Source organism: Shewanella litoralis, from assembly GCF_009828585.1.
GTDB classification, from domain to species: domain Bacteria; phylum Pseudomonadota; class Gammaproteobacteria; order Enterobacterales; family Shewanellaceae; genus Shewanella; species Shewanella litoralis.
Map to the genome: position 1 here is coordinate 86,841 of NZ_WSRZ01000013.1, position 12,948 is coordinate 99,788.

General features: G+C 43.3%; 12 protein-coding genes. 4 read left to right on the forward strand and 8 right to left on the reverse strand.

Translation table 11 applies throughout. The annotated features are described in order from the left end of the window. Window positions 1-197: 197 nt before the first annotated feature. The 6 genes from GQA99_RS11925 to lptD all read right to left on the reverse strand — a co-directional run bounded on the left by GQA99_RS11925 (window position 198) and on the right by lptD (window position 7,012). Window positions 198-1,016, reverse strand: a complete 819-nt coding sequence (locus GQA99_RS11925) for a symmetrical bis(5'-nucleosyl)-tetraphosphatase (RefSeq protein WP_160054101.1) — start codon at window positions 1,014-1,016, stop codon at window positions 198-200. Between the two features lie 3 nt (window positions 1,017-1,019). Then, on the reverse strand, window positions 1,020-1,400 hold the full coding sequence (apaG, locus tag GQA99_RS11930) for a Co2+/Mg2+ efflux facilitator ApaG/CorD (protein WP_229785874.1): 381 nt from the start codon (window positions 1,398-1,400) through the stop codon (window positions 1,020-1,022). 54 nt (window positions 1,401-1,454) lie between these two features. Then, window positions 1,455-2,261: a 16S rRNA (adenine(1518)-N(6)/adenine(1519)-N(6))-dimethyltransferase RsmA gene (gene rsmA / locus GQA99_RS11935; protein ID WP_160054103.1), complete on the reverse strand. Its 807-nt coding sequence runs from the start codon at window positions 2,259-2,261 to the stop codon at window positions 1,455-1,457. Window positions 2,262-2,270: 9 nt separating this feature from the next. Continuing rightward, a complete protein-coding gene (gene pdxA, locus GQA99_RS11940) occupies window positions 2,271-3,254 on the reverse strand; it encodes a 4-hydroxythreonine-4-phosphate dehydrogenase PdxA (protein ID WP_160054104.1) in 984 nt (327 codons plus the stop codon). 9 nt (window positions 3,255-3,263) lie between these two features. Next, on the reverse strand, window positions 3,264-4,568 hold the full coding sequence (gene surA, locus GQA99_RS11945) for a peptidylprolyl isomerase SurA (RefSeq protein WP_160054105.1): 1,305 nt from the start codon (window positions 4,566-4,568) through the stop codon (window positions 3,264-3,266). A 143-nt stretch (window positions 4,569-4,711) separates the two neighbouring features. Next, complete coding sequence (gene lptD / locus GQA99_RS11950; RefSeq protein WP_160054106.1) at window positions 4,712-7,012, reverse strand: LPS assembly protein LptD; 2,301 nt, start codon at window positions 7,010-7,012, stop codon at window positions 4,712-4,714. A gap of 144 nt (window positions 7,013-7,156) precedes the next feature. On the opposite strand from lptD, the gene GQA99_RS11955 reads away from it, so the two are divergent. The 4 genes from GQA99_RS11955 (at window position 7,157) to GQA99_RS11970 (ending at window position 10,697) form a co-directional block, all read left to right on the forward strand. Next, entirely contained in the window at window positions 7,157-8,197 is a 1,041-nt protein-coding gene (locus GQA99_RS11955; RefSeq protein ID WP_160054107.1) for an aminoglycoside phosphotransferase family protein, read from the forward strand. Next, window positions 8,194-8,874: an N-acetylmuramate alpha-1-phosphate uridylyltransferase MurU gene (gene murU / locus GQA99_RS11960; RefSeq protein ID WP_160054108.1), complete on the forward strand. Its 681-nt coding sequence runs from the start codon at window positions 8,194-8,196 to the stop codon at window positions 8,872-8,874. Before GQA99_RS11955 ends, murU begins: the two co-directional genes overlap by 4 nt. 67 nt (window positions 8,875-8,941) lie before the next feature. Next, window positions 8,942-9,715 (forward strand): co-chaperone DjlA, encoded by a 774-nt coding sequence (djlA, locus tag GQA99_RS11965; protein WP_160054109.1) that lies wholly within the window; start codon window positions 8,942-8,944, stop codon window positions 9,713-9,715. A 28-nt stretch (window positions 9,716-9,743) separates the two neighbouring features. Further along, window positions 9,744-10,697, forward strand: a complete 954-nt coding sequence (locus tag GQA99_RS11970) for a D-2-hydroxyacid dehydrogenase (RefSeq protein ID WP_160054110.1) — start codon at window positions 9,744-9,746, stop codon at window positions 10,695-10,697. Between the two features lie 130 nt (window positions 10,698-10,827). On the opposite strand, the gene purT is transcribed toward GQA99_RS11970, so the two are convergent. Then, entirely contained in the window at window positions 10,828-12,018 is a 1,191-nt protein-coding gene (purT, locus tag GQA99_RS11975) for a formate-dependent phosphoribosylglycinamide formyltransferase (protein ID WP_160054111.1), read from the reverse strand. Between the two features lie 257 nt (window positions 12,019-12,275). Then, entirely contained in the window at window positions 12,276-12,905 is a 630-nt protein-coding gene (locus tag GQA99_RS11980; RefSeq protein ID WP_160054112.1) for a peroxiredoxin-like family protein, read from the reverse strand. Between the last annotated feature and the right edge of the window lie 43 nt (window positions 12,906-12,948).

The window sequence follows — 12,948 nt, forward strand, 5'->3', positions numbered from 1 at the left end:
CATATTTCTATCAGTCACTTTTTTGTGCAGCATCCTGTAAGGGAATTTATTGACTTTTACCAATGGTATTGACATACACCAATGATATTGATTAACGCTTCACTTTTATTTATAGGGTAGTTTGAGCTTTTGCAACAGGCCCTAGATAATCAATACGATTGTATTGGCTATCGGCAAATTGCTACTTTAGTTTAACGTTAAATTAACCTTTTTTGGGTAATTTTTTCATTCTTTTCAAGATGCCAGAGTGTAAGGTGTTCTCCCCAGCAACAGCCTGTGTCTAATGCCATAAAATGTGGATCAGAAGTGTGACCCATTAATGCCGCCCAATGGCCAAACACAATTGTATTTTGTGGAGCACAGCGCGATGGAAATTCAAACCATGGCGAAAGTTCAGATGACGTTTGCTGTTGTGGTGGTGTTTTACATTTAAAATCAAGGCGACCATCGGAGTGCAAAAAACGCATTCTGGTTAAGGCATTGATGCAATAGCGTAATCGATTTATACCTTGTAGCTCACTTGACCATTGTTCAGCATCTTCTGTATACATCTGTGCAATGAGCGCCGTTAAATAATCATCTCTTTGCAGGGCAACACTGACCAGTTTTGCTTCTTGTTGCAAAGTGGCAATATCCCATTGTGGTGGAACGCCAGCATGCGTCATGATGATATTGTGTTCGGACAATGTGCGAACTAAGGGTTGTTGTCTAATCCAATCCGTTAGTTGGTTGATATCGGGTGCGTTAAGTAATTCGTTAAGATGATCTTGCGGGTGAGGGCGTTTTAATTTGCCATGAAGTGCCAGTAAATGCAGGTCATGGTTGCCGAGCACCACTTTTGCTGAGTTTTGCAGTGACTTAAAAAATCTTAATGTTGCTAATGATTCGGTTCCTCGAGCGACCAAGTCACCGACCGCCCACAATTCATCTTTAGATGGGTTAAAGTCTACTTTTTGTAACAGTAAGGTTAGCTCTGCAAAGCAACCCTGGATGTCACCAACAAAATAGTGTGCCATGATTTACTGCAAAATGCCTGGAACGGCTAATCTAAACGCAGGAATAGGTGCTAAAAAACGTTTACCTTGAGCATCTTCCATCCCATAAAACCCATGCATAAAGCCAACAGGCGTTTCCATGACTGTGCCACTCGAATATTGATACGCGGTATTGGGTGAAATCGTTGGGGTCTCACCGACAACGCCAGGGCCTTTGACTTCACTTTCTTTGCCGTTTGCATCGGTAATAATCCAATGACGGTCTTTAAGAGTGACATTGCTATCACCTAAGTTGATGATGGTAATGGTATAACTAAAAAGGTATTTGTTGTCTGCAACATCTGATTGTTGTTCTAGATATTGGGTGTCGACTTTTATTTTTATCGGCGATTCGACTTGGCTCATTCTACATCCTGTCTTAAAACAAAAGGGCATGCTCGTATTGGCATGCCCTTATTATTACTTTTTGTTGTCACACAGTAAATTCGCCATCGCGACATACTGCGGAACACTGATTTGTTCAGGCCGCATACTGGAGTCGATATTTAATGAGGCAAAATCATCATCGGACAACAAGGCTTTTAGGTTATTTCGCAATGTTTTACGGCGCATACTAAAGGCTGTAGAACACAAATGACGTAACACACTCACATCTTTACATGGCCAAGGTTTGACTTCATATGGCAATAAACGCACTACTGCAGAGTCAACTTTTGGGGCTGGGGTAAAGCAGTGTGGCGGTACTTCAAGAACAGGTACAACCTGACAAAAGTATTGCGCCATAACAGTCAACCGGCCATAGGCTTTAGTGCCAGGGCTTGCAGATAAACGTAACACCACTTCTTTTTGCAGCATGAAGTGCATTGTTTCAATTTGCTCTGCAAACTCAAACAAGTGGAACATCAATGGCGTTGAAATGTTATAAGGCAAATTACCAAATACTTTCATCTTTTTGCCAGGCTGTTGTAATTTCGAAAAATCAAACTGCAGCGCATCACCCTGATGAATGGTTAATTTGTCTTTGAGAATGGGGTGCTGTTGTAAACGTTCTACTAAGTCACGGTCTAACTCAACAACGGTTAGGTTATCGATGGTGTCAGCAACTGGTTCGGTTAATGCACCAAGACCTGGACCAATTTCAATCATGACATGATCATTATCAGGTGCGATAGCACCAACAATGCTGCTAATCACCCCTTGATCGGTAAGAAAGTTTTGTCCAAAACGTTTTCTGGCCGTGTGGCCTAAATGTACTTTATTGCTCATTAAAATGGGTTACTTACTTTTTGAGGCCAATTCGATGGCTTTGTTTAATGCACAGGTAAAACTGCCGCTATCCGCTTTGCCGGTACCAGCAAGTTCTAATGCAGTACCGTGATCGACTGATGTGCGGATATAAGGTAAACCTAGGGTGATATTGACCGACTTGCCAAATCCTAACGATTTAAGCACAGGTAATCCTTGGTCATGATACATGGCGAGTACCACGTCAGCTTGTTCAAGATACTTTGGCTGGAATAGAGTATCTGCTGGCAACGGGCCAACAATATCCATACCTTGCGCACGTAACTCGTTCAGCGCGGGGATCATGGTATCAATTTCTTCACGGCCTAAATGGCCATCTTCTCCAGCATGCGGGTTTAAACCACATACATAAATTTTGGGGGAACCTAAACCAAATTTACTTACCAGTTCACGGTGCAAAATGCTAATGATGTGGTGCAATCTGTCACGTGTGATGGCTTTTGCGACATACGCTAATGGAATGTGAGTCGTCATTAAGGCAACTTGTAACCCCGGAGTGGCTAACATCATAACCACATCAGCACAGTTGGCTTGCAAGGCAAAAAACTCGGTATGGCCACTAAAGGGAATACCAGCTTGGTTGATAATGCCTTTATGCACGGGACCCGTAACGACAGCATCAAACTCATTAGACATGTTTTTTTCGCCAGCGTAACGCAATGTATCAACAACATAAGCACTGTTGGCTTCGTTTAATACTCCACACTCAGCGGGCTCTGCTAATGCAAAGGGTACTATGGTTAAGGTGCCTGCCGCTTGAGGTATTGGCGCTTGTGACGGTTGATAAGGTTTGAGTTGCAAAGGAAGTCCAAGTAATTTGGCTCTGCTCATCAATAAATCTGGATCGGCACAAACAACTAACTCAGCAGGCCAAGCCTGCTGAGCGAGTTTGATGACTAAGTCGGGACCAATACTTGCTGGTTCTCCGGGAGTAATCGCAATACGTTTAGTCATTGATCTTGCTTAACCTCGTTTTGTTTCAGGCTCAATAATTTCAATATAAGCTTCAGAGCGCATTTCATCTAACCAGTTTTGTAATTCTTCGTTAAATTTACGACGGAAGATTAACTGGTGTGCACGGTTGCTGTTAAATTGGTCGGTTGCATCAGTTGTGCGACGAGATTCAAGTTGCACAATATGCCAGCCGTGTGTGGTACGGAATGGCTCACTGATTTGGCCTTCTTCTAAGCTGGCTAGTGTTTGAGAGAATTCAGGTACGTACATCCCAGGATCTGCCCAACCCAATTCGCCACCTTTTGCCCCTGAACCAGGATCTTCAGAATACTGTTTAGCTAACTTTGCAAAATCAGCATCACCACTACGGATTTGGGCTAAAAAGTTATCTAGCATCGCTTTAGCACGTTCTTCCGATAAGATCGGTGATGGCTTTAAAAGAATATGGCGAGATTTAACTTCAGATACTTCTTGAGTTTGCAGTCCACGAGTGTCAATCACTTTAATAATGTGAAAACCAGAACCTGATTTTATTGGGCCAATAATATCGCCTTTTTTAGCGCTATTAACCACTTCAGCAAACAAAGTCGGCATCTCATTGATGTTCATGAAATCCCAAATACCGCCTTCAAGGGCTTTAGGGCCAGAAGATGATGCAATAGCTGTACTACGGAAATCATCACCTTCTTTTAAACGTCTAAGGACAATTTCAGCACGGCGACTTGAGCTTTCTAGTTGCTCACTGCTTGGATTACTTGGCACTTCAATTAAGATGTGACCGATTTGGAATTCAACATCTTTTAAGCCTTGCTCTTCGATGAGTTTGACTAAGCCACTGATTTCTTGTGGTGATACTTGAATACGACGTTGCACCTGAATACGTTGAATTTCACCTAAGGTGATTTCTTGACGCAACTGTTCACGGTATTGGCTAAAGCTGGTGCCTTCGCTTTCAATGGATTGCTGCATTTGCGCCACAGACATTTTTTGTTCTTTGGCGATATTTTCGATGGTTTGGTCTAATTGGAGATCGCCAATTTGTAAACCAATACGCTCTGCCATTTGCATTTGCAAATGAGTTAAAATAAGACGTTCGATAACCTGAGTGCGCAATGCCTCATCTGAAGGCAGGGTTTGATTCGCAGCTTTTGCGTTAGCTCGAACAGTGGTAATCATATTCTTGATTTCACTTTCAAGCACAATGCCATCATTAATTTGTACTGATACGCGGTCTAATGCTACTGGTGCTGCAACACTGGTTTGGCTCATTGCCAGTGCGAGTAATGCAAAAATCATTTTTTTACTGTGTTTCATCCACAAAATCCTTGGCACATTCGATTCAATAAAACTGGCAATACATCGCCAAAATAAGGTTACTACGTCATACTCAACAGCATGTTTGTTGTTATTGGACTATGAGTTTATCGCTAGGTTCAGCAATCTATCACAAAAGATCACTAATTCCTCAAGTAAAGTGGCTTGCGGTAGTTAAATAAGCCTTCATTTAGCATGTCTGCGACGCCTAACGGACCTGACCCTCCTAAGCCTTTAATCACAAAGTTTAGGTATACGCCACTTTCAAACTCTTCACGCCCGTCAATAGTTTCTGATAAATCATCATCGTAATTGGTGTTGATACGATAATGGTAACTTAAGCGGACTGCCCAGCAACATGATTCGTATTGTACACCAGTGTAGGTTTCAATATTACGAGATTCGTTGAGGTCGTAATAGTAGTTACCCACAAAATATAAACTGTCTGTTAATGGCCAGGAAGTACGAACACCCGCCTGTGAAATATCCACTTGGTCATTGGTGTTGGTATTTAATAAGTCCGGCACAAAACGGTAGCTTAACTGCAATAGTTTATCTTCACTTGGTCGATAATCTAAGGTGACTTCATTCTTTTTGTTGTCACCTGTTTCAGTGTCATGTTGCACCGAACCACTGATAAACCAATCGTTATAAAGCTGGGCATCTAGTTCTGCTGCCAGCACTGATGTTGACTGGGTTGCTTCCTCGTAGGTGTCGTCAATGCTGACTTTAGAGTTTTCTAAATACATGATTTGACCCACACTGAACTTCATTTTTTCACGGTTACTATGATCAAATAAGCGAGTGGTAAAACCGAGTGTAAATTGATTGGCGTCGGCAACACGGTCTAGGCCAGAGTATTGACGGTCGCGGAACAGCCCATAGTAATCTTCTTGCAATTGTGCCGTGTCGTAAATACCGATATTTGATTGGTCTTCATAACCCACATATAGATATTGGATTTGTGGCTCAAGTGTTTGGCGGTATTGCTCATCGAACCATTGCGTAGCACGTTCAAAATTAACCTGGCCGTGCATGCGTGCCTGTGGAATGGTGCGGCTTACGCTGTCGTCTAAGGTAGAATCCTGGTCGAGGTTTTGCTGCCAATATTGAGTTTGCAGCAGCTTAACTTCGCTGGTAAACGAACCTGCAGGCCCTTGAATAGGCCAAAGTAAACTCGGCACTAGGTGTAAACGCGTGGCGGTATTATATTCGCTTTGTTGATGACTAAAGTTAGTCAGCTCTGAATTGAATTTAAAATCAATAGCATCAAAAATGTCGGCTGTACGGTAGTTAAAATTGAGCTGTGGCATGACCTGGTAAGGTTTTTCATCTTCACCAAGCACTTTAATGTCTTGTACGCGCATGTTGAAGTCCCAGTTACGTTCGAAATAACTGGCCTCACCAATGCGTGACAATTGGTTGTCGGTTGACTGATTAACATCTGAGTTCAAATCGTTAAAGTAGTTGTTATCCGACACATCTGTGTAGTCAGATCTCACTCGCCAATTTTTGTTGATCGCGCCTTGATGACTCCAGTGATACAAATAACGATCTTCATTTGAGGTTAATTTGTCGTCGCTATCTAGGTATTCAACGTTGAACTGACCGTTTTGTTGCTCACCAGCAAGGTATCGAAATTCAGTTTTAGTGAATAAGCCACGTGATGACATAAAGTCAGGGGTAAAGGTTAAGTCGTATTCTGGGGCAATGTTCCAGTAATAAGGTGTGCTAATTTCGACGCCGTTAGTGGTACTGGTACTAAAGCTTGGAAATAAAAAGCCGGTTTTACGTTTGTCAGATACGGGTACGGTCATATAAGGAATATACAGCACGGGTACATCGGCAATTCTTAACTTGGCATTCCAAATCTCGCCCCATTCTTCTTTACTGTCAATTTTAATCAGGTCTGCTTCAAGTAGCCACGATTCATCGCCAGGAGGGCAAGTGGTAAAGTTAGTTTTAGTCAGTAATAAATTGTTATCTGAAGTAATTTGCAACTTGCTAGCATCGCCATGCACTTGCTGACCATGAAGCCAGTATTGTGCTTTTTGCAGCGTTGCGCTGTTCGTGCTCATTTGGGCTTCTAGCGAATCAGCGGTAACGGTAAATAATTCATCTTTAAAGATTAAGTTACCGTTGGCGTTTAAGCGTTGATTTTTTTGATCCAAAATGGCGTTGTCAGCGGCAATATGACGTTGGCCCTGGCTGAAACTAACATCGCCAGTAAATTGCGCTTGGTTATTAAATGCTGCAGTAGAATAGTCGCTAATAATAACGATTTGATCGTCATCAATACCGGTTAACGCCGCTCTGTCTTCAAATGAACGAGAAACCGGAGGCGCAACAAAGCATTGCGTTATCGGCTCTTCAGTCGTTTCAACTTCTTCAGCTAAAACAATATTGGGGAGTAGGCATAGTGCCAGAAAGTAACGGATCTGCATTGTTGTCAATAATTTATGAATTCTTATGCCGGAAAAGTTTTGGAGAGAAAAAGATACTCAGCTAAGTAAAACATTCCATTCTTTAGCTGTTTCCAAATGTTATGCTGGCTATAATAAAGCAATTTTTCATGAAGAGCCATTGAGATGAGTTTATCTGACCCAAGATTTGTCGCCTTAAGCCACTGGTTAAACCAATATTTTGCAGCTGAGGTGACCCCCTCATTAATTTGTGGTGATGCCAGTTTTCGTCGTTATTTTCGTATTCAGCATCTTGGCAAACATTATATCGTGTCAGACTCACCGATAAACCTGGTGCCCATAGCCCCCTTTGTTGCCATAGCAAAAGCCTATCAAGCGGCTGGTTTACTGGTGCCGCAAGTGCTGGCAACCTGCAATGAGCAAGGTTTTGTGTTACAAACCGACGTGGGTGAGCAGCAACTGTTATCTGTGCTTACTCAGCACAATGTGGCTGACTATTATCAGCAAGCGCTTAATTTGTTACCGACCATTGCCAGTGTGACTCACACAGAGCTTGGCCCCTTAACGGATTATAATGCAGAGTTTGTTCAACGCGAGTTGATGATATTTGTTGATTGGTTAGTGAATACGCACATAGATTACACATTAACAGACAATGAACAGCAAATGATTGCCACTACCTTTGAGGCGTTGACACAAAGTGCGATGTCGCAACCTAAGGTGGGCATGCATCGCGACTATCACAGCCGTAATTTATTGCTTAATGAAGATGCACTTGCGGTGATTGATTTTCAAGATGCGGTACTTGGACCTATTACTTACGATGCCGTGTCATTATTGCGTGATTGCTATGTACGTTGGCCTGATGAGCTGGTGCAACAATTGATGCAATATCATTATCAATTAATCAAGCAGCACAAGTTACTCAGCCAAGAGGTTGATTTTGCCACGTACCAGCAATGGTTTGACTTAATGGGGCTACAACGCCATATCAAAGCGGCCGGCATTTTTGCGCGCTTATATCATCGCGATAGTAAGCGCGGTTACTTGGCTGATATTCCGTTAACCTTGCAATATATTGTCGATATTGGCTCACAATACCCGCAAATGGCAGAATTTAGTGCCTGGGTGAGTCACGTCATTGCACCAAGAGTGGCACAGTTGGCAAAGGTTAATATTGCCAATCAAGTAGAGAATAACGCATGAAAGCGATGATTTTGGCAGCCGGACGAGGCGAGCGATTACGCCCATTAACAGATACATTGCCCAAACCCTTAGTGAGTGTGGCGGGCAAGCCTTTAATTGAGTATCACCTTGAAAAGCTTGCTCGAACAGGCGTTAAACAGGTGGTGATAAACCATGCATGGTTAGGCCATAAGTTGCCAGAAATACTTGGTGATGGCCAGCGCTGGGGGTTAGAAATTAGCTATAGTGCTGAATCCGAAGCATTAGAAACAGCAGGCGGGATTAAACAGGCGCTTACCTTGCTCGGAAATGATCCATTTTTAGTGATTAATGGTGATGTGTTTATTGATCGCTTACCGGATTTTAGTGCGGCATATGAGCAAGTTTCGCAAGGACATGTGGCAGCATTTTTGTGGTTAGTTGATAACCCGGAGCATCATCCACAAGGCGACTTTGCTATTGAAGCGAATGCTAAGCTCAGCTTAACTGAAACAGATAAACTGACTTTTTCAGGATTAGGCATTTATCATCCGCAGTTTTTTGAGTCAGTGCCCGCGGGTAAACAGGCATTAGGCCCACTGCTTAAACAGGCTATTGCTCAGCAAACGATTGCAGGCGAATATTTTGATAGCTATTGGTGTGATGTTGGCACGTTAGCCAGGCTTGAGCAGTTGCAAAACAGATTACAGACTCAATAGATGAGTGACTGATAACGTCAACACACATGACGTGTCGATTTAACCATTAAATACAGCGGAAGGTAAAATGCGCATTTGGGGTAAAGTTTTCGGGTTTATTATCGGCTTTATGTTCGGCCGTTTTTTTGGTGCATTTTTAGGATTGTGGCTTGGGCATGCATACGATAAACGCCAAGGTTTGTCGTCATTAATGCGCAAAGGCAGCGAGCGTCAGGCGATGTTTTTTAATGCGACGTTTGCGGTAATGGGGCATGTGGCCAAAGCATCTGGTCGTGTGACCGAAAATGATATTCGTATTGCGACCATGCTTATGGACCAGCTGAAATTATCTGGTCAATCACGTATTGATGCCCAAGAAGCGTTTAGGCAAGGGCGACAAGCGGACTTTGATTTACCTAAGCAGTTAGAACAATTTCGTCATGTGATTCAGGGACGCGCCGAATTAGCGCAAATGTTTTTGGAGATCCAAATCCAAACGGCATTGTCTGACGGCGAATTGCACGCAAACGAGAAACAAATTTTATCGGTTATCGCCAATAAGTTGGGGATGGCATCGCAACTAGATGCGATGCTGGCACGTTGGCAAGCTGAGTTTAGCCATCATCAATCGCCACAGGGCAATAAAATGCCACTGACCGACGCTTATGTCATGTTAGGTGTCTCTGAATCTGCCAGCGACCAAGAGGTTAAGCGCTCTTATCGTAAATTAATGAACGAACATCATCCAGATAAGCTGGTGGCCAAAGGCTTGCCAGAAGAAATGATGGCCCTGGCTAAAACCAAAGCGCAAGATATTCAAGCCGCTTATGAGCGCATTAAAACATCGCGTTCAATGCGTTAATATTTAACCTAAAGGATTGAGGTTGTTCATGAAAATAGTGGTATTAGACGGTTATACGCTTAACCCAGGCGATCTCGACTGGCAGGCATTACAATCTTTAGGTGAGTGTCACATTTACGATCATACCTTAGCTGATGAGATTGTTAATCGCTGCCAGGGTGCACAGATTGTATTAACCAACAAAACCGTACTTAATGCGCAAACCCTCAGTCAATTAGGGCAACTGCGTTATATTGGTGTATTGGCAACCGGCACGAATGTTGTCGATATTCACAGTGCGAGTCAGCTGCAAATTACCGTAACCAATATTCCCGCCTACGGCCCAGATGCCGTCGCGCAAATGGTGTTTGCCCATATTCTACATCATCACCAACAAGTGGCATTGCATGACCAGGCAGTAAAAGCAGGGCAGTGGAGTGCCAGTCGAGATTTTTGTTTTACCTTAAGTCCATTAACCTCATTGAAAGGGTTAACGTTAGGCGTGATCGGTTATGGCGACATTGGCCAACAAGTGGCTAACTTAGGCGCCGCATTTGGCATGAAAGTGTTGGTGACCAGTGCTAAGCCTAAAACTGGCCTGCCTGACAAGATTCAGTGGTGTGAGCGCGACAACTTACTTAAACACGCTGACATTATTTCGCTTCATTGCCCGCTAAGTGCTGCCACCCAATACATGATAAACAGAGATAGTTTAGGGCTACTTAAGCCGGGGTGCTTATTAGTCAATACCGCCCGTGGCGATTTAATTAATGAAACCGATTTAGCGCAGTGGCTTAATCAAAATAACGGCTTTGCCGCGGTTGATGTGTTATCCACTGAGCCACCAAGCCCAGAGAATCCGTTGTTAAGTGCTGCCAATATCACCATTACGCCGCACATCGCCTGGGCAACCTTGCAAGCAAGGCAAAACCTGCTCAATATTGCGGTTAATAATGTGAAGCAGTTTCAGCAAGGAAATGTGGTTAATTGCGTAAACGGTTAAAAGAAGTTTGCTCAATATAAGAAAGCCGCAATGATTTACGGCTTTCTTTTGAGTTTAGCTCAAGGCTCTCTCTCCGCTAAAGGCTATTTCCACTGCTAAAAGCTTTCAACCTAGCTAAAGGCTGTGCAAATTAAAATAATACCTTGATGTGGCTGGCGACCGTTTTGGCTTTTTCAATGGCGCTTTCTACCGTGGTGTCACGCGCTAATGCAACGCCTAAGCGGCGACGGCCATCGATATCCGGTTTACCAAATAAACGTAATTGAGTATCGGCAGGCGCTAACGCTTGTGCCATGCCTTGATAGCGAATATTGGTCGAGGTTCCTTCAGCTAAAATCACCGCCGAGGCGCTTGGGCCATGCTGAGCGATATTGCTGATAGGCAAACCTAAGATGGCGCGAACGTGCAAAGCAAATTCGGATAAGTCCTGGCTAATGAGTGTCACTAAACCGGTATCATGAGGTCTTGGCGACACTTCAGAGAAAAACACCTCATCACCTTTTACAAACAACTCAACGCCAAATAAACCATAGCCACCTAATGCTTCAACCACTTTTTTACTGACGGCTTGAGCTTTTTGCAAAACAACATCCGCCATCACCTGCGGCTGCCATGATTCACGGTAGTCACCATCTTCTTGTCTGTGACCTATCGGGTCGCAAAAATGAATGCCATTGACCGCGCTAATAGTGAGTAAGGTGATTTCATAATCAAAGGGAATAAAGGCTTCTACAATCACTCGTCCTTTACCTGCCCGACCGCCTTCTTGTGCATAAGCCCAGGCTTTGGCGATAGTCTCGCTCGACTTAATTACGCTTTGGCCTTTGCCCGATGAGCTCATGACCGGCTTTACAACACAGGGAATACCTATTTGAGCTACCGCATGTTCAAACTCAGCCTGGGTATCGCAAAAGAAGTATTGTGATGTAGGCAGGGCCAAGGTTTCAGCGGCTAAGCGGCGAATACCTTCACGGTCCATGGTTAATTTGGCAGCATTTGCTGTTGGCACTACATGTAAGCCTTGTTGTTCTAGCTCAACCAGTGTTTGGGTCGCGATAGCTTCAATCTCAGGAATAACCAAATCTGGCTTTTCTAATTCGATAATGGCTTTGAGTGCCTGAGCATCAAGCATATTAATGACATGAAAACGATGGGCAATTTGCATCGCTGGGGCATTTGGATAGCGATCAACACCAATCACTTCAATTCCGAAACGTTGCAGTTCAATCGCGACTTCTTTGCCAAGCTCACCGCAACCTAACAGCATGGCTTTAATGGTTCCTGAGGTATTTGCTGTACCGAATGTAGTAGGAATGGACATGATGATTTACAGCCTTTGTAGAGTGATATTTTTATATGGCGAACAGTGTAGCGAGATGCGTGATTAAAAATCCAATACAAAAATCAATAAATCGCTATTTTATTGCTATTTTGGTCATATTTTGTGATGGACGATTGTGTTTTATAGGGATAAGTGGCTTGAAAAAACTCGGTACGAGTGAGTTAGAAAGGGGAGATAATAATAAGCCAGCAATGCTAATGCTGGCTTATTATTGAGACTAAATTATTGCGTGCAGCTTATTTAGCCAAAAGACCCGCAGCGGCCAAAATAAGCTCAGGAGCTGGGCGCACTTTGTAGTTTGGGTTGACATATTGAAAATGAATTAAGCCATTTTTATCTGCCAGATAAACAGCAGGAACAGGAAGTACCAGGCGTTTTTCACCCTCAGGAGTGGTGAATAATTCATTGGTCACCACACTGGCGGTGTATTTTTTGGTGATATCAGCACTGGTATAATAAGCTAAACCAAAGGCTTGTGATGCGGTCAATGAGCTGTCTGATAACAATAAATAATCGAGTTTTTGTTCGGTCAATGATGCGCGCATTTTTTCAGGGGTGTCGGGTGAAATCCCCACTAACTGAAATCCCATCTCAATCAGTTTCGGTTCAATGGCTTTTAATTGGCCCATTTGTGAATTACAAAATGGACACCAACCGCCACGATAAAAGAAGAATATAGTCGGTTTTTGTGCCACCAGCTTATCGAGTTCAACCGCTTTACCATCAACATCTTGTAGCGTTATGGCGGGTATCTGGTGGCCATTGAGAAGTGGCATCACATTGTTTTCGTCACTGGCAATCGGTTTCGCAATACTGACAAAACTGGTTAGTGCTAACGTTGAGGCAATGAGCAGGTTTTTTAACATGATAAGTCCTTGTGTAGTGTTGTCCTGAAGTACTCGATGTCAT

Coding starts and splice junctions, on each gene's coding strand:
- GQA99_RS11925 (WP_160054101.1), bottom strand. CDS start 1,016: ATGGCACACTATTTTGTTGGTGACATCCAGGGTTGCTTTGCAGAGCTA.
- murU (WP_160054108.1), top strand. CDS start 8,194: ATGAAAGCGATGATTTTGGCAGCCGGACGAGGCGAGCGATTACGCCCA.
- GQA99_RS11955 (WP_160054107.1), top strand. CDS start 7,157: ATGAGTTTATCTGACCCAAGATTTGTCGCCTTAAGCCACTGGTTAAAC.
- surA (WP_160054105.1), bottom strand. CDS start 4,568: ATGAAACACAGTAAAAAAATGATTTTTGCATTACTCGCACTGGCAATG.
- pdxA (WP_160054104.1), bottom strand. CDS start 3,254: ATGACTAAACGTATTGCGATTACTCCCGGAGAACCAGCAAGTATTGGT.
- lptD (WP_160054106.1), bottom strand. CDS start 7,012: ATGCAGATCCGTTACTTTCTGGCACTATGCCTACTCCCCAATATTGTT.
- apaG (WP_229785874.1), bottom strand. CDS start 1,400: ATGAGCCAAGTCGAATCGCCGATAAAAATAAAAGTCGACACCCAATAT.
- djlA (WP_160054109.1), top strand. CDS start 8,942: ATGCGCATTTGGGGTAAAGTTTTCGGGTTTATTATCGGCTTTATGTTC.
- GQA99_RS11980 (WP_160054112.1), bottom strand. CDS start 12,905: ATGTTAAAAAACCTGCTCATTGCCTCAACGTTAGCACTAACCAGTTTT.
- rsmA (WP_160054103.1), bottom strand. CDS start 2,261: ATGAGCAATAAAGTACATTTAGGCCACACGGCCAGAAAACGTTTTGGA.
- GQA99_RS11970 (WP_160054110.1), top strand. CDS start 9,744: ATGAAAATAGTGGTATTAGACGGTTATACGCTTAACCCAGGCGATCTC.
- purT (WP_160054111.1), bottom strand. CDS start 12,018: ATGTCCATTCCTACTACATTCGGTACAGCAAATACCTCAGGAACCATT.